General features: G+C 49.8%; 21 protein-coding genes. 7 read left to right on the forward strand and 14 right to left on the reverse strand.

What is annotated here, in order from left to right:
• The first annotated feature begins 72 nt into the window (after positions 1-72).
• Entirely contained in the window at positions 73-711 is a 639-nt protein-coding gene (locus tag IC617_RS16370) for a YchE family NAAT transporter (protein WP_191146065.1), read from the forward strand.
• A 279-nt stretch (positions 712-990) separates the two neighbouring features.
• Here IC617_RS16370 and IC617_RS16375 read toward each other — a convergent pair whose 3' ends face one another.
• Entirely contained in the window at positions 991-2,277 is a 1,287-nt protein-coding gene (locus IC617_RS16375) for an anti-phage deoxyguanosine triphosphatase (protein ID WP_191146066.1), read from the reverse strand.
• A 255-nt stretch (positions 2,278-2,532) separates the two neighbouring features.
• Here IC617_RS16375 and IC617_RS16380 point away from each other — a divergent pair, with 255 nt between their 5' ends.
• Positions 2,533-3,522 carry an HAD family hydrolase gene (locus tag IC617_RS16380; protein WP_191146067.1) on the forward strand — a complete coding sequence of 330 codons (990 nt, stop codon included), beginning with the start codon at positions 2,533-2,535 and terminating at the stop codon, positions 3,520-3,522.
• Between the two features lie 32 nt (positions 3,523-3,554).
• Here IC617_RS16380 and IC617_RS16385 read toward each other — a convergent pair whose 3' ends face one another.
• Entirely contained in the window at positions 3,555-4,769 is a 1,215-nt protein-coding gene (locus IC617_RS16385) for a pyridoxal phosphate-dependent aminotransferase (RefSeq protein ID WP_191146068.1), read from the reverse strand.
• Positions 4,770-4,974: 205 nt separating this feature from the next.
• Here IC617_RS16385 and IC617_RS16390 point away from each other — a divergent pair, with 205 nt between their 5' ends.
• Together IC617_RS16390 and IC617_RS16395 are read left to right on the forward strand one after the other, a co-directional pair.
• Entirely contained in the window at positions 4,975-5,517 is a 543-nt protein-coding gene (locus IC617_RS16390; protein WP_369410423.1) for a GNAT family N-acetyltransferase, read from the forward strand.
• Positions 5,518-5,628: 111 nt separating this feature from the next.
• A complete protein-coding gene (locus IC617_RS16395; protein ID WP_191146069.1) occupies positions 5,629-7,707 on the forward strand; it encodes a TonB-dependent receptor in 2,079 nt (692 codons plus the stop codon).
• 27 nt (positions 7,708-7,734) lie between these two features.
• Here IC617_RS16395 and yfaE read toward each other — a convergent pair whose 3' ends face one another.
• The 5 genes from yfaE to ubiG form a co-directional block, all read right to left on the reverse strand.
• Positions 7,735-8,016 (reverse strand): class I ribonucleotide reductase maintenance protein YfaE, encoded by a 282-nt coding sequence (yfaE, locus tag IC617_RS16400; protein ID WP_369410424.1) that lies wholly within the window; start codon positions 8,014-8,016, stop codon positions 7,735-7,737.
• Positions 8,013-9,146, reverse strand: coding sequence for a class Ia ribonucleoside-diphosphate reductase subunit beta (nrdB, locus tag IC617_RS16405; RefSeq protein ID WP_191146070.1), 1,134 nt, complete (start codon positions 9,144-9,146; stop codon positions 8,013-8,015). The genes yfaE and nrdB overlap by 4 nt, the downstream gene beginning before the upstream one ends.
• A 73-nt stretch (positions 9,147-9,219) precedes the next feature.
• Entirely contained in the window at positions 9,220-11,490 is a 2,271-nt protein-coding gene (gene nrdA / locus IC617_RS16410; RefSeq protein ID WP_191146071.1) for a class 1a ribonucleoside-diphosphate reductase subunit alpha, read from the reverse strand.
• Positions 11,491-11,798: 308 nt separating this feature from the next.
• Positions 11,799-12,449 carry an HAD family hydrolase gene (locus tag IC617_RS16415; RefSeq protein ID WP_191146072.1) on the reverse strand — a complete coding sequence of 217 codons (651 nt, stop codon included), beginning with the start codon at positions 12,447-12,449 and terminating at the stop codon, positions 11,799-11,801.
• Positions 12,442-13,161 (reverse strand): bifunctional 2-polyprenyl-6-hydroxyphenol methylase/3-demethylubiquinol 3-O-methyltransferase UbiG, encoded by a 720-nt coding sequence (gene ubiG / locus IC617_RS16420; RefSeq protein ID WP_191146073.1) that lies wholly within the window; start codon positions 13,159-13,161, stop codon positions 12,442-12,444. Before ubiG ends, IC617_RS16415 begins: the two co-directional genes overlap by 8 nt.
• Before the next feature lie 117 nt (positions 13,162-13,278).
• Between ubiG and IC617_RS16425 the strand changes: the two genes are divergently transcribed.
• Both IC617_RS16425 and IC617_RS16430 read left to right on the forward strand, forming a co-directional pair.
• A complete protein-coding gene (locus IC617_RS16425) occupies positions 13,279-13,653 on the forward strand; it encodes a hypothetical protein (protein WP_191146074.1) in 375 nt (124 codons plus the stop codon).
• A 42-nt stretch (positions 13,654-13,695) separates the two neighbouring features.
• Positions 13,696-14,868, forward strand: a complete 1,173-nt coding sequence (locus IC617_RS16430; RefSeq protein ID WP_191146075.1) for an alpha/beta fold hydrolase — start codon at positions 13,696-13,698, stop codon at positions 14,866-14,868.
• 73 nt (positions 14,869-14,941) lie between these two features.
• Here the strand turns inward: IC617_RS16430 and nhaA are convergent, their stop codons facing one another.
• Together nhaA and nhaB are read right to left on the reverse strand one after the other, a co-directional pair.
• Complete coding sequence (gene nhaA, locus IC617_RS16435; protein ID WP_191146076.1) at positions 14,942-16,123, reverse strand: Na+/H+ antiporter NhaA; 1,182 nt, start codon at positions 16,121-16,123, stop codon at positions 14,942-14,944.
• Positions 16,124-16,318: 195 nt separating this feature from the next.
• Positions 16,319-17,905: a sodium/proton antiporter NhaB gene (gene nhaB, locus IC617_RS16440; protein ID WP_191146077.1), complete on the reverse strand. Its 1,587-nt coding sequence runs from the start codon at positions 17,903-17,905 to the stop codon at positions 16,319-16,321.
• Positions 17,906-18,134: 229 nt separating this feature from the next.
• On the opposite strand from nhaB, the gene fadR reads away from it, so the two are divergent.
• Positions 18,135-18,902, forward strand: coding sequence for a fatty acid metabolism transcriptional regulator FadR (gene fadR / locus IC617_RS16445; protein WP_191146099.1), 768 nt, complete (start codon positions 18,135-18,137; stop codon positions 18,900-18,902).
• Between the two features lie 96 nt (positions 18,903-18,998).
• Here the strand turns inward: fadR and IC617_RS16450 are convergent, their stop codons facing one another.
• From IC617_RS16450 to IC617_RS16470, 5 genes are all read right to left on the reverse strand, one after another.
• A complete protein-coding gene (locus tag IC617_RS16450) occupies positions 18,999-19,676 on the reverse strand; it encodes an OmpW family outer membrane protein (RefSeq protein ID WP_191146078.1) in 678 nt (225 codons plus the stop codon).
• A 130-nt stretch (positions 19,677-19,806) separates the two neighbouring features.
• Complete coding sequence (locus IC617_RS16455; protein ID WP_191146079.1) at positions 19,807-20,274, reverse strand: SEL1-like repeat protein; 468 nt, start codon at positions 20,272-20,274, stop codon at positions 19,807-19,809.
• 180 nt (positions 20,275-20,454) lie between these two features.
• Entirely contained in the window at positions 20,455-20,880 is a 426-nt protein-coding gene (gene arfB, locus IC617_RS16460; protein ID WP_191146080.1) for an alternative ribosome rescue aminoacyl-tRNA hydrolase ArfB, read from the reverse strand.
• 117 nt (positions 20,881-20,997) lie between these two features.
• A complete protein-coding gene (locus tag IC617_RS16465) occupies positions 20,998-21,615 on the reverse strand; it encodes a thioredoxin family protein (RefSeq protein WP_191146081.1) in 618 nt (205 codons plus the stop codon).
• Positions 21,616-21,666: 51 nt separating this feature from the next.
• A complete protein-coding gene (locus IC617_RS16470) occupies positions 21,667-23,802 on the reverse strand; it encodes a protein-disulfide reductase DsbD family protein (RefSeq protein WP_191146082.1) in 2,136 nt (711 codons plus the stop codon).
• Between the last annotated feature and the right edge of the window lie 21 nt (positions 23,803-23,823).

The raw sequence follows: 23,823 nt of genomic DNA on the forward strand, positions 1-23,823 counted from the left end.
CAATCGCTGGTTTCCCGATCGGCAGCTACAATGCGCTCCTTCTTTATATGACCCGCAACAGGGGACACAGTTATGGCGTTTGATACCGCCCTTTATTTGCAGTTTTTTATTGGCTTGATGGCTATCTTGAATCCATTTGGGCTGCTGCCTGTGTTTATTGGCCTCACCAGTCACCAAAGCCATACCGAGAGAGCTCGGACCAATACCGTTGCGATCTTCACTGTAGTGGTGTCTCTGGTCACTGTGCTGTTGGTCGGTCAGCTGATTCTGCAAATCTTTGGTATCAGTATTGCCAGCTTCCGGATTGCAGGCGGTGCCATGCTGGTGATCATTGCTATGAGTATGCTCAAAGGGCAGTTGAGTGATGTGCGCCGCAACCCCGATGAAGTCAGTGAATCAGTCACTCGCGAATCGATCGCGGTGGTGCCGTTGGCAATTCCTTTGATTGCTGGCCCTGGCGCAATGACCACGGTCATTGTTTACTCGGCTGAACACCCTGATTGGCAGCATTTGCTGGGGTTTGCCACGGGTATTGTGGCGTCGGCAGGGATTTGTTGGGGCGCGTTTCGGGCAGCGGCACCCTTATCTGACTTTCTCGGGCAAACCGGCATCAACATCATTACTCGTATTATGGGCTTGATCATGATGGCGATGGCGGTTGAGTTTATGGCGCAGGGTTTAAAAGATATTTTTCCGGTACTTGCGTCCTAGAGCCTGTTGATCTTTGGGGTGTGTTTTTGCAGCAATTTATTGGTGATTTAGGCAAGGAAGCGATTATGAAGTTGACTGGCCGTCAATGAATAATCGCTGACGCGGAATAAATTGCCAATAAACGCTGCCCGAAGGGTTCGTCAAAATGCTCATTTCGCTACGTCGCTCGCTATTTGTATAGATTGCTATACGGCATAGCTCGCTTCTTGCTCAACAGAGCATTTTGAACGAACAAAATTCATACACCAAAGATCAACAGGCTCTAGTGCCAGGCTAGCCCTAAGCAAATAACTCTCCGTACACCCGCTGAGCCGATTGATCCGTCAACGACGATATCCAATCGGCGATCACCCGCATTTGACCGTTATTTGAGCTTTGTTGGCGCCATTGGTCTCTTGCTTCCATTGGCAATAGCCGCCCAGGATCAGACGCAACCGCCTCAAAGATAGCCATGATCATTTGCTGACCTTTGTATTCGGCAGTTTGTACCTGATGAGATTGGATCACTCGCTCCAGCACAAAGCGCTTAAAAATTGCCAAGGCTTGATTGGCTGATGCCGGTAGCTGGGCATTGTAGGCCAGCAGTGGTTCGGCAAAGTCCGAGTTGCGCTGGATCTCAATGGCGGTGATGAAGTAATTCACCAGCGCGCCAATGGCGTTTTTGCGAACATAAGTAAAGGGACTGAACAGCTGCTCGCTAATCGCCATGATGTGGGTAGTCAGCCACTGGTCGTCAATTTCCATGAGTGCCAGCTCTGCTTTGAGCCACTCATCTCGGCGCACCATGTTGAGAGTGATGGCATCTTCCAAATCATGAATGCCATAAGCAATATCATCAGCCAACTCCATAATTGAACAATCGAGCGACTTGTGGATCGCCTTGCGATGGTTATCTTGCCGATCGCTGCTGCGGGTAAACTCATGGCGATCGGCTCGAGATAACGGCTGCAATAACCAGTCAAACCAGCGTTGGTCACAGTCGTACAAGGCTTTGGCTGGATGCCATTGGCTGGTATTGAGGTTGCGGCCACTGATCGCTTGGTTATCCGGCATCATGGGTTTGTGAACATTAGCCATCAATACCGGATATTTCACCAGCCCCAATAAGCTGCGCCGCGCCAGATTCATGCCGAAATACTCGGTGTAAGGCTCAAGGGTGGTGACGATACGAAAAGTTTGGCCATTGCCTTCGAAGCCGCCATGATGACGCATCATATAATGCAGCGCCGTTTCGCCACCGTGGCCAAACGGTGGGTGGCCCAAATCATGGGCTAAACATAGCGTCTCAATCAGTTCGACAGGCCCAAGTAGCGTTTTCAAGTCAGGGTATTTAGAGCTGAGTTGCGCGTGAATGCCGGAGCCGATTTGACTCGCTTCCAGTGAGTGGGTCAGCCGAGTGCGGTAAAAATCAGAGCTACCGACGCCGTGAATTTGGGTTTTTGCTTGTAAACGGCGGAATGCTGCGGAATGGAGCACTCGGGCACGATCGCGCTGATAAGGCGAACGATGATCATCCCGGCGCTCTTTATTTTCATCGGAACGACGTTGACTCCAGTCTTGGTTCACGAGCTATTCTCAATCGTATTGCTATTGCCGCCAGCTTCGCATAGTCCTTGAATTGCAACAAGTATCAGATGGCCGTAATCAGCCTTTTTACTCGGGAGGATTAACCTCGAGAAAACTGATTTTTCGGCACTTCTAGCGGAAAGGATCAAGCTGATCTTGATGACGCTGGCGCCATCATCATTGCAAACTGCTGCTAAACTGCTTGGTATTGGCGCGCCAAGCGCATTCTCACCTGTAAACGCGAGCACCGTTTAAATGACCATTGTAATTCGCCGAACTCTGATGCTGCCCGTTGTCATGCTGTTGATGATGATGCCAACCAGTCACGCCGATGAGCTAAATGGCTGGCAGCAAGGCGCAACATTAAACCGGATCAAAAGCTTTGTGGCGGCGGTGACCGATCGCCAGTCGCCAGATTTTGTGCCACCAGAGCAACGCGTCGCAGTGATTGATAACAATGGCACCCTGTGGGCTGAGCAACCGGCATCGCCGCAATTGTTGTTTGCGCTGCATCAGGCGCAGCTAATGGTCAAGGATAACCCTGAGTTGATCAGTCAGCCGGTGTTTAAAGCGGCGAATGACAACAACTTGGCGCTGTTGCGAGAGCAGGGCATCGAGGGACTATTGCAACTATTTATCGCAACTCATGTTGGCTTACCGATTGTTGAATTTGATGCGCGGGTTAATCGTTGGATTGTTGAGGCAAAAAACCCATTATCGAAGCGTTTGCACACGGATATGACTTACGTCCCGATGATGCAATTGTTGGCCTATTTGCGTCAGCATGACTTTGACATTTGGCTTGTCACCAGTGGTAGTGCTGGTTTTGTTCGCGCTTGGAGCGAACGTGTCTACGGGATCCCGCCGGATCGGGTGATTGCCAGTGAGCTTAAAACCGAATATCGGGTGCTTAACGGTCGTCCCAGTCTGATCCATATGCCGGAAGTGGGTTTTATTAACACCGCTGGTAACAAAGCCGTTGCAATCAATGAGCGCATTGGTCGCCGGCCAATTCTAGCCATTGGCAATGCCGATGATGACATTGCGATGCTGCAATGGACTGCCGCTGGCGATGGCCGTCGTTTGGCGATGTTAATTCACCACACCGATGGCGAGCGGGAATGGGCTTACAACAAGAGTAAGTACGCATCGAGTTTGGAGCGAGGGTTACAACTTGCGGAACAAAGCGGTTGGCTGGTTGTTGACATGAAGGCAGATTGGCGCCAAGTGTTTAGCTGGCAGTAATGCTGGCAAGCATTACTGCCATAGTTCTGCGATTACTGACGGTAGCTTTCAAGGAAGCGGCCGATCCGCGCAATCGCCTCTTGCAATTCTTCTGCGCGTGGCAAGGTGACAATGCGGAAGTGATCGGTGGTTGGCAGATTAAAGCCTGAACCTTGCACTACTAAAATCTTTTCCTGAAGTAGTAAATCCAATACGAACCGCTCATCATCATGAATCGGATAAACTTCCGGATCGAGTTTTGGAAAGACATACATTGCGCCTTTCGGACGGACACAACTGACACCCGGAATATCATTTAGTGCCTTCCAAGCAACATCCATTTGCTGATGCAATCGGCCTGTCGGCAATACCAAATCGTTAATACTCTGATAGCCACCTAACGCCGCTTGCACTGCATTTTGGCAGGGTACGTTGGCGCATAGGCGCATCGACGCCAGTACGTTGAGCGCTTCAATATAACTTGTTGCACGCCGCTTGGCGCCGCTAAGCACCATCCAGCCGACCCGAAATCCGGCAACGCGGTAGGACTTTGACAGGCCATTAAAGCTAACAAACAAAACATCATCGGCGAGTGATGCCAGCGCGATATGTTCGGCATCGTCGTAAATGACTTTGTCGTAAATCTCATCGGCGAACACAATTAAGTTGTGTTCGCGAGCTATCTCGATAAGGCCCTGTAAAATATGGCGCGGGTAGACGGCGCCAGTTGGGTTGTTGGGGTTGATCACCAACAAACCACGAGTGCGAGGGGTGATTTTGGCACGGATATCGTCCAGATCTGGATACCACTGCTCGCTTTCATCGCAGTGATAGTGAACCGCTTTACCGCCAGCGAGGGTGGTTGCCGCCGTCCATAGGGGGTAATCAGGTGCTGGGATCAGCATTTCATCGCCGTCATTGAGCAGCCCTTGCATGGCCATCACGATCAACTCACTGACACCATTACCCATGTAAATGTCATCAATCTCAACGCCCATGATGCGCTTTTGTTGGCAGTATTGCATGACTGCCTTGCGGGCAGAGAACAGGCCTTTGGAGTCGGCATAGCCTTGCGCTTGTGGCAAATTATGGATGACATCAATAATCAGCTCTTCCGGCGCATCAAAGCCAAACGGGGCGGGATTACCAATATTCAGTTTGGTGATCCGGTGGCCGTCGTCTTCAAGACGCTTGGCTTCTTGCAAGGCTTGGCCACGGATCTCGTAACAAACGTGGTCGAGCTTGCTGGAATGCTGATAAGAACTCATGTGTTCAATGTCCTTGTTATCAAATGAAAACTAGATAGATTGCCTGATTCGACTGCTCACCATATCACTGAGAAAGCGTGTCAGGAAACGTTTTTTGGCCTTCGTCCAAGTGTAGCCATTAGCTGGGCACGATATTCTGCCCATCTGCGGTTCATCCGTTGTTATAATCCGCGCTCTTTAACCCTAATCGCGCAAGGTAAACCAGATGTTGTTGGTAGCGGATAGCAAACGATTACAGTTTGAGCTGATGTCGGCTAAAGATGCCGAGTTGTTGTTTCAACTTGACCAAGATCCGCAGGTCATGCGGTTTATCAATGGCGGTAAATGCACCACGCGAGAAGAAATCGCTAAAGTGTATGTGCCTCGTATGGAGTCGTACAGCAATCCAGCAAAAGGTTGGGGGATATGGAAAGTTTGCTTGAAAGCGAACGGTGAATTCTTGGGCTGGGTGCTGGTGCGGCCGATGGATTTTTTCACCGATACGCCGCAATACAACAATTTGGAGCTTGGTTGGCGCTTTCATCGCAAAGCGTGGGGCCAAGGTTATGGCACCGAAGCGGCGCAAGCTATCGCTAATGCGGTCATCGGCTTGGGCGAGGCAAAATGGCTCACCGCGATTGCTCTGGAAGATAACCATGCGTCCATTGGTATTATGAAAAAGCTTGGCATGAGCTATCTAAAAACCGGCATTCATCGCGATCCCTTGGGCGATGTCGAGGTCGTTTATTATCAGTGCAGCGTTCTGTAGCGCGCCATATTATTTCGAATAAACAGAATGTTAATCGAGTTGAGTCGAATTCATTTGGCAACCGTATAAGACCCGACATGTTGACGGAAGTGGCTTCAGAGCAGGAGTGGTATGAAGGTTTGCAGACAGGTTGTAGGGCTCTCGCTAGCCTTGATGGTGATCCAAACAAGCATCGCGGCACAAACCGAGGTATCTGAGACCAAGGTTGAAGTGATTACGGTGACCAAGAGCCGCGAGCTGGTATTGCAAAACCAACCCGGCGACCGGCAAGTGACGCTCGATGGCGACGTCCTGTCGTTGGTCAAACATCAGCACATTCAGCAATCAATCAATCGCTTGCCGGGGGTTAATTTAGCGCGCGGCAATGGTCAGGAATATCTGCCAGCGGTTCGATCGCCCATACTCACAGGAGCGGGTGCCTGTGGCAGTATTCTCTCGGCTGTTGATGGCATTGCGCTGCGAGCCGCTGGATTTTGCAATATCAACGAGCTGTTTGGGGCGCCAACTGAATTTGCCGACCGCATTGAGGTGATGCGCGGTGCCGATTCGGTGCTCTATGGGGCCAATGCCATGAATGGCGTCATTAACGTCATCACGCCGGCTATTTCGGTGGTACCAGAGCAGGCCGTTCGCCTCGAATACGGTGCTTATGATTTCAAACGAGCGGTGTATTCCCTTGGTGGTGGCGAGGCGCTGCCAGTGCGGATCGATGCGGTGGTTACCTCTGATGGGGGCTATCGCCATAGTTCTGGTTACGATCAACAAAAATTCAACGTCAAATATCAAAGTACGGTGGGCGATTGGGATTATGTCACCACGCTAAGCGCGACCAATTTAGATCAAGACACAGCGGGCTACATTAGTGGCTATAAAGCTTATCAATCAAAGCAGCTGAGTAAATCGAACCCGAATCCAGATGCGTTCCGAGACGCCCAATCGGTGCGGCTGGCCAGTCAGTTCGAGACGCTTGATAGCGCCGGTGCGGAATGGACATTGATGCCCTATCTGCGCTTTGCCGACATGCGTTTGCTGCAACACTTTCTGCCCGGCACGCCGGTGGAAAAAAATCGCCACTACAGTGCGGGCATCCAAAGCAGTTATGTTGTTGCGCTAAGTGCGCAATTGGAATGGGCTGCCGGTGTCGATGTTGAATTGACTCGCGGCTCCCTTAAACAAACCCAAGCGCAACCCACTCAAGGCTCGGAGTTTTTGCAACAAACCATCCCTGCCGGCAAGCAATACGATTACCGCGTCGATGCCAGCCAAATCGCCGGTTTCACCAATTTATCTTGGCAAGCGTCGGAGCAGCTGACATTAGCACTGGGCGCACGACTTGAACGCATGGAGTATGACTATGACAATCGCATGCTCGATGGGCGGGTCAAAGAAGATGGTAGCGAGTGTGGTTTCGGGGGCTGCCGTTATAGCCGGCCGGCAGATGATCGCAACAGCTTTACCAACCTTTCGCCCAAGTTCAGCGCCATTTATCAATTAAGCCAGCAATCCGAGCTATTTTTGAATGTGTCACACGCGTTTCGGCCACCGCAAGCGACCGAGCTGTATCGACTGCAACGCGAGCAAACCATCGCCGATTTGGATTCAGAAGAGCAGCGCTCAGCGCAATTGGGATACGCTTATCAAGGGCCGCGATTAGCGGCAGAGGTTGTCGCATACATTGCCGACAAGTCTCATGTGATCTATCGCGATTCCGATTTTTTTAACGTTGCTGACGGCAACATGCTGAGCCATGGCGGCGAACTATTATTGCATTACCTGATTAATGATCAGTGGGATGTGCGGGTTGCGGCTAATGTAGCGCGACACCGCTATCGCGATCACCGCATCGTTAATGATGTTGATATATACAATAATGAAGTCGACTCAGCGCCACGTCATTTTGGCAATGCACAATTGGGTTATCGGTTTGCTGAACAAGGTCGCATCGAGCTGGAGTACCAGTATCAAGGCGCTTACTTCACCGACGCTGAAAACCGCCATCGCTATCATGGCCACGAACTGTTTAACTTCTACACATCGTGGGGATGGCAAAATCTAACGCTGTCGTTGAATGTGTTTAACTTGCTTGATGAGCGTTATGCTGAACGAGCGGATTACACCTCGTTTAGCGGCGATCGCTATTTCCCAGGACAACCACGTTCCGCCTATGTCTCTCTGGCGTGGCAACTATAGTCGCTACAGGTTAAACCATATGTGGTATTAATCGCGAACTAGGGTGATATCGCGGGTTGGGGTGCAGCAGCAAGGAAGGATCTCGCCTTTGCGAATAAAGGCGATGGGTTGATGTTGATATTCGACCTCACCATCTAACGTGGTGGTGCGGCAGGCGCCGCAATAGCCGCTACGGCATTCATAATGGACTGCCACTTTGTGCGCTTCCATGGCTTCAAGCAAGCTATCGTGTTGTTGCGGATCAAATTGAAACGCTTGCTGGCCTTGGATAAATACCCAAGGCCGTTTGCCGTCCGTCTTATCTGTCACAGGGTAAATTCAGATAAATCGTCAACATCAACCGAGTTGTCGATTTGGCCGACCAAATAAGAGCTGACTTCAACTTCCTGTGGCGCCACTTGTACCGAGTCTGATGACAACCAGGTGTTGATCCAAGGAATCGGATTTTCACTGGTTTCGAAGGCTTTTGGCAAGCCAACCGCTTGCATTCGTACGTTGGTAATGTATTCAACGTACTGGCACAAAATGGTCTCGTTAAGGCCGATCATCGAGCCATCTTTAAACAAGTAGCGGGCCCATTGTTTTTCTTGCTCGGCAGCAAAGCGGAACAGCTCCGTTGCCTCCGCGTGACATTCGATGGCAATTTCAGCCATTTCTGGATCATCTTCACCTGACGCCATGATGTTGAGCATGTGCTGTGTGGAGGTCAGGTGTAAGGCTTCATCGCGGGCGATCAAACGAATGATCTTGGCGTTACCTTCCATTAATTCGCGCTCGGCAAAGGCAAAGCTGCAGGCAAAGCTGACGTAAAAGCGAATGGCTTCGAGCACGTTGACTGACATCAAACACATGTAGAGCTTGCGTTTCAGTGAGCGCAGGCTGATATCGATAGTTTCGCCGTTAGCCAAGGAGTGCTGGCCTTCGCCATACTCTTGGTACTGGCGAGTTGCATCAATCAGGTCATCATAGTAACGGCTGATGTCTTCGGCACGCTTGAGAATCTCTTCATTCAACACAATGTCATCAAAAATCGTCGAAGGATCTTTGACAATATTGCGAATGATATGGGTGTAGCTGCGGCTGTGAATGGTTTCGCTAAAAGCCCAAGTTTCAATCCAAGTTTCTAATTCAGGGATGGAAACCAATGGCAGCAAAGCGACGTTTGGCGAACGGCCTTGAATCGAATCAAGCAGGGTTTGATATTTCAGGTTGCTGATAAAAATGTGTTGCTCGTGAGCGGGCAGCGCTTGATAGTCAATGCGATCTTTACTGACATCGACTTCTTCTGGGCGCCAGAAAAAGCTCAATTGCTTTTCAATGAGCTGCTCGAAGATGGGGTACTTTTGCTGGTCGTAACGCGACACATTGACCGGATTACCAAAAAACATTGGCTCTTTTAACGCGTCATTTTGTTCACGGCTAAACGTGGTGTACTTCATCGAACGGAAACTCTCACAATCAAAAAACAATAAAACGATGGCGGCTCACAAGGAAAATGGAACCGCCGCAACATTAAATCTTACAAGCACCGCCGGCGCAGCCATCATCTTCTGGCTCTTGCGCGTCGGCTGCACCATCACGGGTGTTGTGATAGTACAAGGTCTTGATCCCTAGCTTATACGTGGTTAGCAGATCTTTGAGTAATAATTTCATCGGCACTTTGCCATCTGGGAACATCGCCGGATCGTAGTTGGTGTTGGCAGAAATCGTTTGATCGATAAATTTCTGCATAATACCAACCAGTTGCAAATAGCCATCGTTGCCACCCATTTGCCACAGTAGCTCGTAGTTGTCCTTGAGTGTTTCAAACTCGGGCACAACTTGCTTGAGAATGCCGTCTTTACTTTGTTTGACGCTAACGTGGGCGCGCGGTGGCTCAATACCATTGGTGGCATTGGAGATCTGCGAGCTGGTCTCGGATGGCATTAGCGCACTGAGTGTTGAGTTGCGCAAACCATGTTCAACGATGCTGGCGCGTAAGCCTTCCCAATCCAAATGCAGTGCTTCATCACAAACCGCATCCAAATCTTTCTTGTAGGTGTCGATTGGCAACTTACCCTGCGAGTAGGTGGTTTCGTTAAACTTCGGACAAGCGCCTTGCTCTTTCGCCAGTTGGTTTGACGCCTTGAGCAAGTAGTACTGGATGGCTTCAAAGGTTTTGTGAGTCAGGCCGTTGGCACTGCCATCAGAGTATTTGACGCCATTTTTCGCCAAGTAATAGGCGTAGTTAATGACACCAATGCCCAAGGTGCGACGACCCATGGTGGCGTTGTAAGCCGCTTTGACTGGGTAGTCTTGGTAATCCAATAGGCTATCAAGGGCACGTACCGCAAGATCCGCTAAACCGTCCAATTCATCAAGCGATTTAATCGCGCCAAGGTTAAATGCGCTGAGGGTACACAGGGCAATTTCGCCTTCGTCGTCATCAAAGCTGTTCAGTGGTTTGGTTGGCAGGGCAATTTCCAAACACAAGTTCGACTGACGAACGGGGGCGTATTCTGGGTTGAATGGACTGTGGGTATTACAGTGATCGACGTTTTGCAGATAGATGCGACCGGTGTTGGCGCGCTCCTGAGCAAATAACGTGAACAACTCGACAGCCTTAATGGTCTTCTTGCGGATCGACTCGTCAGCTTCGTACTGCACGTAAAGCTGCTCGAATTTTTCCTGATTTTCGAAGAACGCATCATACAAGCCTGGGACATCCGATGGGCTGAACAGCGTGATGTTGCCACCTTGCAGCAGACGTTGATACATCAACCGGTTCATTTGTACACCGTAATCTAGGTGACGTACGCGGTTTTCTTCAACACCACGGTTGTTTTTCAATACCAGCAGATCTTCAACTTCTAAGTGCCACATTGGGTAGAACAGGGTGGCGGCACCACCGCGAACACCACCTTGCGAGCAGCACTTCACGGCTGTCTGGAAGTGTTTAAAGAATGGCACGCAGCCAGTGTGGAATGCTTCACCACCGCGAATTGGGCTACCAACGGCGCGAATGCGACCGGCGTTAATACCAATGCCTGCGCGTTGCGACACGTATTTTACAATGGCGCTGGAAGTTGCATTGATCGAATCGAGGCTGTCGCCGCATTCAATCAATACACAGGAGCTGAACTGGCGAGTCGGGGTGCGCACACCGGCCATGATCGGCGTTGGCAGAGAAATACGAAACGTAGAAATGGCATCGTAGAAGCGCCGCACATAATCCAGTCGTGTGGTCTTCGGGTAATGGGCGAATAAACACGCCGCCACCAGAATGTAGAGGAATTGCGGGCTTTCATAGATTTGTTTGGAAACGCGATCTTGCACCAAGTACTTGCCCTCGAGCTGCTTCACGGCAGCGTAGCTAAAGGTCAAGTCGCGTTGGTGATCGATGAACAATGACATCTCATGGAATTCATCTTCGCTGTAATCTTCGAGCAAGTGGCTGTCGTAGCGACCGGTTTCAACCATGCCCTTGACGTGATCAAACAGTGCTGGTGGCTCATATTGGCCATAAGCTTGTTTGCGCAGGTGGAAAATAGCCAACCGAGCGGCGAGGTATTGATAGTCAGGCGCTGATGTTGAAATGAGGTCAGCGGCCGCTTTGATCATGGTTTCATGAATATCAGCGGTCTTAATCCCCTCGTAGAACTGAATTTGCGACTTGAGTTCAACCTGTGACACCGACACTTTGTCGAGTCCTTCTGCGGCCCAGGTAATGACGCGATGAATTTTTTCCAGATCCAGTGGTTCTTGCTCACCGTTGCGTTTGGTGACGAGGAGTTGAGTATCCATGTATTTGAGTCAGCCTCTCTCCGTGTGCCCAACGACTGTCTATTTGTTAAGCACATCTAGTGTTATTTTGAATTCGAAGCACAACATAATGTGCTTCTGGATCAAATTCAACACCCATATGTGTATTGCTTTGGGGCCTCAAATTGGTGCGATTAGGGCTTGATTTTAACGAAAGCCTTGGCGCTAAAGGGGTTGCGATGCGCCATCATTAAAAACGACAAAAATTGTTTTATGTCATTTTTTTTATCTGCCGCACGGAACAAAAAAATGCGCCGAAAAACTGTATTTTTTACTTGACAAGATTGTTGCTATTTTAACCAGTTGAGGATTTCAGTCGGGTGCTCGACCATACCGTCCGCGCCCCAGTCGTCAATCTTATCCTCCACGTCGATATAACCCCATTTCGCCAACAAGGTGGTCATGTTCACTTTGTTGCCAGCTTCCATATCTCGTTCAGCATCGCCGACATAAATAATCTCACTCGGTACCATTGCAATAGCTTCTGCTGCTGTGGTCATCGGTAACGGGTGGGGTTTCGCAACGCCACAGGTATCGCCGCTGATCACCACCTTGCATTGGCCGAATAGGGGATAATGCGGCAGCAAGGCATCGGTAAGGAATGCCGGCTTATTGGTTACGATTCCCCAAGGAATCTGGCGTTGGTCCAGCTCATTGATTAGCGAGTCAATGCCGGGGTAAACAAGGGTGCCGCTGGCAATATCGTCGGCATAGAAATCAAGCAGCATTTGCCGCAATGGCGCAATATCGAACTGCTCTAGGCGATCACCCAAGGCTCGCCGAAGTAAGCCAATAGCGCCATGAGAGGCAAAGTCACAAACATGCTCATAGTCACTAACCGGCTCGCCAACGGCCGTTAGCACTTTATTCAGCGCTGTGACTAAATCCGGAGCGGTGTCGAGTAGTGTCCCGTCGAGATCAAATAAGACAGCTTTAGTCATGATCGGAAGTGGCCTCCGGCTTTTGCAGCGCAACCATATAATTTACCGAGACATCATGGTGGAGTTTGAATTTGTCGGTCAGCGGGTTGTAGCGAAAGCCTGAAATGGCGCGGCTGTTTAAGCCAAATTGGTCGGTCATCGCCAACAGTTCTGAGGGCTTGATGAACTTGCCGTGCTCATGGGTTCCTTTGGGCAACCAGCCTAACACCTGCTCGGCTGCGACGATGGCCATCAAGTAGCTTCGCTTGGTGCGATTTAGCGTTGATAAAAACAACCAACCACCGGGTTTTAGCATGGTATTGCAGGCACGCAATACTGATAGCGGCTCAGGCACATGTTCGAGCATTTCCATGCAGCTAATGACATCAAAGGTTGCAGGTTGCGCTATGGCTAATTGCTCTGCCGTTTGCTGTTGATAATTGATGGGCAGCTGCGATTCGAGTGCGTGAAGCTTGGCAACTTGAATTGACGCGGCTGCCATATCAATGGCAGTGACGTCCGCACCTGCTCGCGCCATGCTTTCAGATAGCAGTCCGCCGCCACAGCCAACGTCGAGCAATTTTTTGCCAGCCACTCCCTGACTGTGCAGCTCAATAAATTGGCTGCGCAGCGGATTAATCTGATGTAGTGGCTTTGATTGCCCTTGTGGATCCCACCATGTTGCGGCCAAAGCCTCAAATTTGCTGATTTCCTGTTGATCGACGTTATTCACTTCGGACTCATTTTTAAATTGCGAGGCTTGGCATTATAACGATCCGTGATGATCACGGTAGCGCTATAACTTGTTTTATGTAAGATCGACGACACTGCACTAAGGAATAACGACGCCATGGATACGGTCAACCAGTTAGCTCCAAACCGTTTAGCAAACGCCAAAGCATCCGCTTACATCTTACTGACATCAATCATTGCACTGGCGATGACGCTTTACTTCTGGCCAACGCCACACCCTGATTTATACCAAGTAGCCAACCAAATGGGATTACAGGGCCCAGAGCGCGAGCGTTTTGTCATGCTAGTGGAGCAAGCGAGGCATCAAGCGAAGCAAATACCTGCCGCTGACTCGGTGACGAGTGACAGCAAAAAACAAATCAAACAGCAGTTATTGAGCGAATTGGCTCAGTTTTTAACACCATACCAATTAGATGTTTTTGAGCGTCATTGTGAGCAAAAGCGCCGTGAATTTGCCCAAGTGCCGCTTTAGTGAGCGAATGTTGTACCCAGCCAGTTAATAGGGAATCTGTTCATGAATAAATGTATTTGCGTCGCCGCTTTAATTGGCGTGCTCCTTAGCTTGAATGCTCCGGCGTTTGGTTACGATGGCAGTCTTGCCGGATTTAAAGCACATGTTGCTGAGTTTGCGCCACAAACGCCGATCCCAGAACAACTGACTACCACCGAGCTCAATGGCGCAACCATTCGTTATGGTATTTGGCGTACAACAAAAGCTCGCAAGGGCTTGGTGGTTTTCGCCAGCGGCCGAACCGAGTTCATCGAAAAGAATTTGCCAGCCTATACCGAGTTGCTGGCAAAAGGCTTTGATGTGTATACCTTTGACTGGCGGGGGCAGGGACTGTCGGAGCGCCAGCTGCGCCATTCCGAGCCGGGTCACATTGAGGACTTCGCCATTTATCTGGCTGACTTGGATGCCTTCATTCAACAAATCGTCCAGCCAGAACAGCAAACCGGCATGAAGCTATTGATGGGCCATTCGATGGGCGGCCATATTGGCTTGCGTTATTTGCAGCAACATCACAATGTTTTCGATCGCGCGCAGTTTTCATCACCAATGATGGGTATTAAAGCCAACACTTGGCTAACGCGGCAGTTTGTCGGATTTCTTCATTGGGCAGGCTGGGGCCAATCCTGTGCACCGGGCAGCCAGCCTGTCTGGAAAAGCTACCTTGACCAAGATGCCTGCTCGGCAATCAAAAGCGGCATCGTGTCGTTACCAGAAAAGCCCGAGCGCGCATTGCTTTACTCCAACAATCTCAATCATCTGGCCCAAGCAAGCTGTTGGGTTGAACAGAGCTTAGCGCACAACCCGAAACATCACTTAGGATTAGGCTGCCCAACCATTGACTGGGTCAAGGCGGCATTCCGTTCGATTGAGGATGCCAAAGGCCACCTCGACCAAATTAAAATTCCAGTGGTCATTGTTGGTTCTGCAGACGATAAAGTGGTGACCTTTTCAGCCCAGCAACAGGCCTGTAGTAGTATGGGCAATTGCTGTTTGTGGCAAACAACCGGTAGAGAAGACAAACCGGCAGCCCATGAAATTTTGATTGAAATCGATGATTATACCAACCAGTACTGGACGGCTTTTGATGCCTTAACCCATTCCTCGGATGCCGGTTGTGCCTGTGCCGAACTGCGTGACCGCTTTAGTCATCTGCAGTGTAGTAAAGAAGATGACTAACCATAGATGATATTTACCAAAGAGAAGGCCGCTGATCACAGCGGCCTTCGTCATATCTAAAAGCAATACTGAATTATTGCTGCGGTGTTTTCGGTAGCACCTTGTTTAGGACAAAATATCCGGCCACGGCAGCGATTAGTGAGCCGAGCAAAATACCCAGTCGTTCATCAAAGCCATAGTCGCCAGCTCCTGCTTCAAATGCCAGTGAGCTGATGAATAAACTCATGGTAAAGCCGATACCGCACAAGATCGATGCTCCGAAAATCTGCATCCAGGTGACTTTATCCGGCAGCTTGGCGCCACCGATGACAGTTGCCAGCCAGCTGAACAGCATGATGCCAATTGGCTTACCGAGCACTAAGCCAAGGGCAATGCCGACAGGCACGGCATGCAGTGTCTGCTCCATGGTTAAACCGAGAAGCGGTAAGCCGGCGTTGGAAAAGGCAAAGATCGGCAAAATAATGAAGGCCACGGTGTGGTGGAGGTTGTGTTCCAGCTCTTTTGCAGGCGAGTAATCCGGGTTATTTGGATCGCGCATTGGGATGAAAAACGCCAACACAACTCCGGCTAACGTCGCATGAACGCCCGATTTCAGTACTGCCCACCAAAGAATAAAACCTATCGTTAAGTAGATTGACGAGTTCACCACCTTCATGCGGTTGAGGCCGAATAGTGCCGCTAACGAGATCCCAGCGACCACAAAGGCTGTGGTGGATAGATCACCGCTGTAGAACACCGCAATAATGAGAATGGCGCCAATGTCATCAAGAATCGCCAGTGACAATAAGAAGATTTTCAATGCCAATGGCACGCGTTTACCGAGCAAACTCAACACGCCCAGGGCGAATGCAATGTCGGTTGCCGCTGGAATGGCCCATCCGCCCATCGCTTCGGCATCACCCCAGTTCATCATGGCGTAAATGCCCGAAGGCACCAAAATGCCGCCAACTGCAGCAAAGGCTGGCATGATGATTTTGGAGGTTTCGTTAAGTTCGCCTTCCATAAATTCACGTTTTAATTCGAGACCCACGTGAAGGAAGAAGATTGCCATCAGGCCATCGTTAATCCACAAAAGGAGAGGTTTAGCGATATCCAGCTGGCCAATTTGAATGGCCAGCGGCATAGCTAAAAGGCCTTCTCGAAACCCAGCTAACGGTGAGTTGGCGACAATCAGTGCTAGCACCGTTGCGACCACGAGAATAATCCCGCCAGCCGACTCCAGCTTGAGAAAGTTCGTTATGTTTGAATTTTGCATTACTGGTCCTTCAATGTTTCCATTTAATTATCAGTCTAATAGAGGAAAGCTGAATATTCGATGAATTGTCGATGAACAAAGACTAGAACAATAATGACAGTCGAATGAGGAAATCAAGGACAATCGAATTCGGGTCATAAAAAAAGCTTCCCGAAGGAAGCTTTTTTTTATGTGTTATTTATTGGCTTGTGCTAGCTAATGATGGCCGCCAGTTGCAGGCGCAGCATCTAAGATACTGTGGTGAGTGAGCCATCCGGCATCGTACATCCAGTCGGTCACCGGCATCAGCAGGAACTCGGTTGCCAACAAACTGACGATAACCAATACGATGGTATACGGCAGTGCCATCCACACCATGCGACCGTATGACAAACGAATCAACGGCGCAATGGCCGAGGTCAGCAGGAACAAGAATGCCGCTTGGCCGTTTGGAGTCGCCACGCTTGGCAGGTTGGTACCGGTGTTAATGGCAACCGCCAGCAGGTAGAACTGATCTTGGTCAATCACACCTTCTTTCAAGGCATCAACCATTTCGGTGATATAGACGGTGCCAACAAAGACGTTGTCACTAATCATTGACAGCAAACCGTTGGCGACAAATACCCCGAATAGCTGCTCGCGACCATCAAACGACAACACATAGCTGATCACTGGGGCGAACAAATCTTGCTGAATGATAACCGCGACAACGGCAAAGAATACGGTCAACAATGCCGTGAACGGCAACGCTTCTTCAAACGCATGACCAAGGCGATGTTCTTCGATAATGCCGGTGAAGGCGGTCGCCAGTACGATAACCGACAAGCCGATTAAACCGACCGAAGCAAGATGAAGGGCGAGGGCAATCACTAGCCAAACACCAATCAGGCCTTGAACGACCAGCGCTGCATTGTCTTTGGCAGTGCGTTCTTCATCACTTTTCTTGTCAAATTCCGCGAGAATCTGATGAACCGCTGGCGGTAGTTGCGCGCCATAGCCAAACCAGCCCAATTTCTCCAACGCGAAACAGGTGAGGAGACCGAAAATCAGTGTCGGCACAGTAATCGCTGCCATACGCAAATAGAACTCAATGAAATCCCAATGGGCAGCTGCGGCAATGATTAAGTTTTGCGGTTCACCCACTTGGGTACATACGCCACCTAAGGCCGTACCAACGCCAGCGTGCATCATCAGATTACGCAAAAACGCGCGGAATGCTTCGAGCTCTTCGCGATGCTGCTGTTTTAGCTCATCGTCAGTGGTGTGGTCATGATCGTGCTCGGCTTGCTTGCCCGACGCGACTTTGTGGTAAATAGCGTAGAAGCCGGTCGCTACGGCGATGACCACCGCGATCACGGTCAGAGCATCAAGGAATGCCGAGAGAAATGCCGCTGCAAAACAGAATGAAAGCGACAGTAAGGCTTTGGAGCGAACCTTAACCAGCAATTTTGTGAAAATATACAACAATAGTTGCTTCATAAAATAAATGCCGGCAACCATGAAAATAAGCAACAAAATGACTTCGATGTTGGCTTCGATTTCATGCATCACCACATCTGGCGATGCCAGACCAATGATAATTGCTTCGATCGTTAGTAAGCCACCGGGTTGCAATGGATAGCATTTTAGCGCCATCGCAAGGGTGAAAATAAATTCGACAATCAGCAGCCAACCCGCGACAAATGGGTCGACGCTAGCGACAATGGGGTTAACCACCAAAAACAGCAGAATGGCCTGCTTATACCAGAGCGGTGCATTGCCCAGGAAATTCGCAAAGAAGGCCTTTTGAATGGAACTTGCCATAGTAGAAGTCATCCTAATTTGTAATATATTTGTTAAATTGTGGGGCTGATCCGATTGTATCTTATCCTTACAATAAACCGGTTTAATTTTCGTAATTTTTCAACAGGAATAGCCAAGTTAGATCACGTAATGGTTAATTTTTAAACAAATTGCCAGCAATAAAAGATGTCGTTTAACGGCTTGTTGCTGTGTTAGCTGCTCTGGTATGATGAGTCGATTTTATGCTGACATGGGTGGAGTAGGCTTGTCTCATTTAGACCGCAGAGGAAACGTGGATGATCAAAGTGTCATCCAGGCAAAGAACCCCGCAGAATTTGCCGAAGAGTATATCGTTCGTTCGATATGGAACAATCGTTTCCCGCCGGGAACTATTTTGCCCGCCGAGCGAGAGTTGTCGGAATTAATTGGTGTGACTCGTACGACTTTGCGAGAGGTGCTGCAGCGCTTAAAGCAAGACGGTTGGATCACCATTCAGCACGGTAAACCGACCCGAGTGAATAACTTCTGGGAGACTTCCGGCCTGAACATTCTGATGACGCTGGCGCGCCTAGACCAAGATGGCATGCCCGATCTGGTTAAGCATCTGCTGTCGGCTCGGACTAACATCTCTGCGATCTACATGCGTGCGGCAATTAAAGCTGCGCCGCAAGCCATTATCGATGCCCTCGATCAAGCGCTCAATACTGAAGATGACGGCACCGCGTTTGCCAATGCTGACTATGAATTGCATCAAACCATGGCGCGCGAGTCAGGCAACCCGATTTATGTGTTGATCCTCAATGGCTTCCGTAACCTGTCGATGCGTATTGGTGGCCATCACTTTAGCTATCCTGACAGCCGTGAAGCCGCCCGCGAGTTTTATCGCAAGCTGAAAGATATTACTGAAACCAAGCGCCATAACGATGCGGTTGTTGCCGTCCGCGAATATGGCCGGCAAAGTGGTTTATTGTGGCAGGCTCACCAACAAGAAATCCCGTCAGATTTAGTCGAAAAATAACGCCTGCTTGCCCTAACCCCAGTTCATGAACAGGGACTGGGACAGACAAAAAAGCCGTCATCATGACGGCTTTTTCGATCGTGGCAAGCGAGCAAATTAGAAGGTGTAACCTGCGCTAACCATGTACACGAACGGATCAATATCAACGCTAACTTTCGATTTCAGTTCGCCTACTTTGAAATTGGCATCGGTGGAAATGTCGATGTAGCGGATTTGGCCATTCAAGTGCCATTTTTCGTTCAATTTGTAATCTAAGCCAATTTGCGCCGCCCAACCAAATGAACTGTCTAAATCAAGTGAATTAAAGCCCTGATCTTTACGGCTGCCTTTGAATTGCTCATCAAAGAAGATGGTGTAGTTCAAGCCGGCACCCACGTATGGGCGAAACTTAGATTCTGGGCCACCGAAGTAATATTGCACGGACAGTGTCGGCGGCAGGTGGCTAACTTCAGCAAGCTTACCATCACCTAAACCAAGCGCAGAGTTTTGCAGGTTAACGTCATGGGTAAACGGGGTTGCAGCCAACAACTCGATGCCCCAATTGTTGTCAAACATGTAAGCGAAGTTGAGGCCGATCTGAGTGTTGCTATCGACACCAACGGTCATACCGGTGTCACCCAAGCTTTCAACATGAACATTGCCAGAGCTGTCGTCTGGCGAAACGTGGACAATACCACCGCGGACAATAATATCACCGGCTTGATGCGCCAGCGCTGATGATGCTATTCCAAGGGAGGCCAAAGATACCGCTGCAGCAAGAATTGTTGTTTTCATTATGTTATCCATTTGTTTTTAAAGTGCAGGCAAATTGTCGTTGCCTTGCTGCCTTCAAAAACTGATCTAGATCAATTGAAAACGCGACTGATTCTCAAAACTGTGACGATATCCCCGTTGGTTATTTTTTTTAGATATTTGATTTATTGCGCTGTTCATTATCGCGGTTTGTTGCATCAGCTTTAAGCGCAAACTCAAGCTGTTTTTGCTGACTGATTTGTTGGTACGCCAAGCGATATTTTTGTGCTTTGCTGATGTCAATCGGACAGCCAAAATGGCCGTGTTGAAAGAGACTACTTAAAATCAGCATGGCTCTTGCTGAGCCATTCTCCGCCTCTTTAGTCAGTCGCTCAGTGGCTGCTTGCGGGTCACTGTCGAATCCGCCGATACCACGGAGTTGGTATAACGACAGATCGATTCTCGCGTTGACCAACTGTTGCGCTTGTCGGTAACGTTCGACGGCTTGTTGCCACTGTCCTTGATCGGCGAATTGTTTCGCTTGCCGATAATGAGAGTACGGCGAGATATCATCCAGTTGACGTTCTGCTGCAGCGTCAGCTGAAACTAGCGTCAATGCAATTAGTGCGATTCGTAACATTGTTATACACCTCAACTAACAACTTTTTGGCAACATTGCTCGATCAGGTTAATAACAATTAGGCGTCAAAGGAAGCCGAAAATGTGATTTGAATCACTGAGATACCGGTTTCACATTTTCAAGTCATTGATTCTTGGTGAAAAAATAATTTCACAAAAAATCATATTCCGTCATTTGAGCTCAAGAGTAGTCAATTCGTTTTCTCATTGATTTGACTTCGCTTCGCTGCGATTTTCGCTCTAAACGTTTTCGTTGTGACGCTTTGGTTGGTTTTGTCGCGCGCCGTGTTTTGATTGGCTTGGTGGCACGGAGGATGAGGTCTTTGAGCCGCGCAAGGGCATCTTCCTTGTTTTGCTGCTGTGTTCGAAATTGCTGTGCTTTGATAATGACCTCACCGTCTTTGGTAATGCGCTGGTCGTTACAGCTCAGCAGTCGCTCTTTGTAGTAGGGAGGCAGAGAGGAGTTGGCGATATTGAACCTTAAGTGGACAGCGCTCGAAACTTTGTTGACGTTCTGGCCGCCGGCACCTTGGGCACGGATTGCGGTTAATTCAACTTCCCAGTCAGCTAGCGATACATTGTTCGAAAGGGTAATGAAAGTGGCCATGTTGGTTTAGCTGCACATGTTGGTTTAGCAGCAGTAGTGGGCTTAGTTGGTGCTCAATCTGCTGGTCGGTATCAGGAGCACAGCATCATAGCATTTTGCTCCTGATACCGTCCTGATTTACTTGTACTTGACCGAGCAGCCGTAAGGCTTGGTCAGAGGCTGAGATACTGCTTTACCGGCAGCTAACTCATCCATGGCTTGGGTCAGGTAATTGGTTGCAGTGGCAATATCTGCCGGATCGGTCGATTTAATGCTGTCAATGGCGCCCGCGTATGCCAGTATGCCGTCGGGTTGAATGACATACATATGAGGCGTGGTTTTGGCTCCGTACTGCTTACCAACCTTGCCGTCAGGATCAAACAACACATGTGTCGGGGCCGCACCACGATCGGTCGTCAGCTTATTGGCTGCGGTCGCATCAACGTAACCTTGTTTGCCCGGTGCAGATGAAATAATCGACAACCAAATTGCGCCTTGGCCAGTATATTTCTTTTGCAGACTTTGCATGTTGTCACTGCTGTAATGCTTTTTAACGAAAGGGCAGTCGTGATTGGTCCATTCTAAAATGACATATTTACCCTGATAGTCACTTAATTTGACGGTCTCGCCAGCAGCGCTCGCTAGTGCAAAGTCGGGGGCTGCTTGATTGATTTTAACGGCTGCATGGACCGACATGCTCAAGCCCGCAACGGCGGCGGCAAGCAGCCATTGGGTAACTTTCTTTAACCTTGACATAGTTTGCTTTCCTTTGTTGTTTGGGTAGATAAATCTCTTCGTGACAAACGGTTACTGCCCTAAAAGATGCTGTTCAACGTATTCAGCCATGGTGCTTGGTGACAATATTTGAGGTAGCACTAACGCCTCGCCATCTCGATTATAGAGCACGTACAGCGGCACCCCAGCATGGTTAAAACGATCCAAGTATTCGCTAATGGCGGCATCACGATGGGTCCAATCGCCCACCACATAATGAATGTTGTGATGCGTAAACAGCGCGGCGACTGACGCTTGGCTAAAGGTGACCCGCTCATTAACCTTGCAGGTTAGGCACCAGTCTGCCGTCATGTTAACGAAAACGGCTTGGCCTTGGTTCAGGTGCTGACTTAACAGTTGCGGCGAATAGGGCTGGCCGATGGCGCCGATACCCGCATCATCTGATGCGGGTCGCTGAGTTACCAGTAAAGCCGAGGCCACTGCAACGAGCAATATGGCAATTGCTGATTTGCGGTAGTGGCGAAGCTTAAGCCACCAACAAAAACTGAACAGCAGCAGTATCGCCAATACCAGCAATACCCAAGTTGGATCGTGTTGTTGCAGTAGCCACAGTAACCACAAGGCGGTGAGCAATAGTGGAAAGGCTAGCGCTTGTTTGAAGGTTTCCAGCCAAGGGCCCGGCTTCGGCATTTTGGCAATCAGTTTCGGTTGCAGCGTGAGGGCCAAAATCGGCATCGCTAAGCCCAGCCCAAGGGCCATTAAAATAGCAAACATACTGAATAGGGGAAGCGTCAATGCTACGCCCAAAGCCGGAGCCATTAACGGCGTCATGCAAGGGCTGGCGACCACCACCGCTAAACAACCAGACAGCAGCGAGGCTAAACCATCACCGCGCGATAAACGCTCGCTACCAAGCGACATCCAACTGCCTGCAACTTCAAATGCACCGAGCAAACTGGCGGCCGTTAACACCATCAACACACTTAGCACGGCAAGAAAAGTTGGATCTTGTAACTGAAAGCCCCAACCGATGGCTGCGCCTGCTTGCTTCATCAGGGTTAATACCAGCGCGAGAATCGATAAGGATGCCAAAATCCCCGCGGCGTAAAGCATGCCGTGCAGGCGAGCTTGAGATGCGGCTTTGCCGGATAACTTAACCAGACTGAGGGCTTTTAACGACAGAACGGGAAACACGCAAGGCATTAAATTGAGCAACGCGCCACCGACAAAAGCCATCAGCATGAGCATGGCGAGTGACTGTTGCGCTTCATACGAAGCGGAATCAGCAGCAGACGGACTGGTCAATAACGTGCTCTGCTGAGCCTTGATTGCCAAACCCTGCAGTGAACCATCTGTCTTCGGTGCTGCCAGGACAATATCTGTGGCAGTCGGTAATTGGTAAAAGTAGTCACTGGTGGCAATGTCGGTTTGCCAGAATGTCTCGCCCTGATCGCTGGTCAGCTGTTGCCAAATTGGTTTCGCTGCTGCCGCAATCAGCTGCTCATCGGCCGAGAATAATTCAAGTGATGGCGATAAAGGCAGCGCATCATCCTCGCTAGGGATAAGCTGAAAACGGATCTGGTCGCTATCAGTAGGATGCAGGTTGAAGCGAAGTTGGCTCGAGTGAGCAAGACGCGGTAGCTGAGCTCGGGTGTGTGCGAATAAGTCGACAAAAGGGCTGAGAGTGGCTTGCTCGGCTAGCGGTACTGAGAGTTTGAACGTGCCATCACCGGGAATACAGCTTTCCTTGCAAACTAACCACGAAGCGCTCAGTTCAATAGTGATTTCATTTGCCGTTAAAGTGCTTGGCAATTCAACGGCGACCATCAATAGCGAGTCGTGGTAGTAGCCGAAGTTAGTGATGTCCGATATGACAATGCGTTGTGGTGTCGGCCAGTTGATGGCGCCCACTTGAAGCGCTGTTGATGAGTCGCCGTTGGCTTCGGTTGCGACAACGGTGAAACTAAGCTCCGTTGGGATGCCACTGTCGCCCGGATTTTTCCAGTAGGTATGCCAGTGGCTTTCCGGCCGCATCGCGAGACCAAGCCATTGTGTGGTGCCGGGCGCCCAAACTGAATGCTCGGCTACCAGCTCTACTTCAATATGGGGATGTTGTTGCGGCCCCGAGCTGTAGGCTTGGGCTGGCAGAGCCAAACTCAATAAACAACACAGTGCCAACAAATGTAGGGTTAATCGTTGCAATAACATCAACGCAGTTACCTGTTTTTG

The organism is Neiella litorisoli, assembly GCF_014773395.1.
GTDB classification, from domain to species: Bacteria; Pseudomonadota; Gammaproteobacteria; order Enterobacterales; family Neiellaceae; genus Neiella; species Neiella litorisoli.

Excerpts from the sequence above, each read along its gene's own strand:
- IC617_RS16370 (WP_191146065.1), top strand. The coding sequence starts at position 73 with ATGGCGTTTGATACCGCCCTTTATTTGCAGTTTTTTATTGGCTTGATG.
- IC617_RS16380 (WP_191146067.1), top strand. The coding sequence starts at position 2,533 with ATGACCATTGTAATTCGCCGAACTCTGATGCTGCCCGTTGTCATGCTG.
- IC617_RS16385 (WP_191146068.1), bottom strand. The coding sequence starts at position 4,769 with ATGAGTTCTTATCAGCATTCCAGCAAGCTCGACCACGTTTGTTACGAG.
- IC617_RS16390 (WP_369410423.1), top strand. The coding sequence starts at position 4,975 with ATGTTGTTGGTAGCGGATAGCAAACGATTACAGTTTGAGCTGATGTCG.
- IC617_RS16395 (WP_191146069.1), top strand. The coding sequence starts at position 5,629 with ATGAAGGTTTGCAGACAGGTTGTAGGGCTCTCGCTAGCCTTGATGGTG.
- nrdB (WP_191146070.1), bottom strand. The coding sequence starts at position 9,146 with ATGAAGTACACCACGTTTAGCCGTGAACAAAATGACGCGTTAAAAGAG.
- nrdA (WP_191146071.1), bottom strand. The coding sequence starts at position 11,490 with ATGGATACTCAACTCCTCGTCACCAAACGCAACGGTGAGCAAGAACCA.
- IC617_RS16415 (WP_191146072.1), bottom strand. The coding sequence starts at position 12,449 with ATGACTAAAGCTGTCTTATTTGATCTCGACGGGACACTACTCGACACC.
- IC617_RS16425 (WP_191146074.1), top strand. The coding sequence starts at position 13,279 with ATGGATACGGTCAACCAGTTAGCTCCAAACCGTTTAGCAAACGCCAAA.
- IC617_RS16430 (WP_191146075.1), top strand. The coding sequence starts at position 13,696 with ATGAATAAATGTATTTGCGTCGCCGCTTTAATTGGCGTGCTCCTTAGC.
- nhaA (WP_191146076.1), bottom strand. The coding sequence starts at position 16,123 with ATGCAAAATTCAAACATAACGAACTTTCTCAAGCTGGAGTCGGCTGGC.
- nhaB (WP_191146077.1), bottom strand. The coding sequence starts at position 17,905 with ATGGCAAGTTCCATTCAAAAGGCCTTCTTTGCGAATTTCCTGGGCAAT.
- fadR (WP_191146099.1), top strand. The coding sequence starts at position 18,135 with ATGGGTGGAGTAGGCTTGTCTCATTTAGACCGCAGAGGAAACGTGGAT.
- IC617_RS16450 (WP_191146078.1), bottom strand. The coding sequence starts at position 19,676 with ATGAAAACAACAATTCTTGCTGCAGCGGTATCTTTGGCCTCCCTTGGA.
- IC617_RS16455 (WP_191146079.1), bottom strand. The coding sequence starts at position 20,274 with ATGTTACGAATCGCACTAATTGCATTGACGCTAGTTTCAGCTGACGCT.
- arfB (WP_191146080.1), bottom strand. The coding sequence starts at position 20,880 with ATGGCCACTTTCATTACCCTTTCGAACAATGTATCGCTAGCTGACTGG.
- IC617_RS16465 (WP_191146081.1), bottom strand. The coding sequence starts at position 21,615 with ATGTCAAGGTTAAAGAAAGTTACCCAATGGCTGCTTGCCGCCGCCGTT.
- IC617_RS16470 (WP_191146082.1), bottom strand. The coding sequence starts at position 23,802 with ATGTTATTGCAACGATTAACCCTACATTTGTTGGCACTGTGTTGTTTA.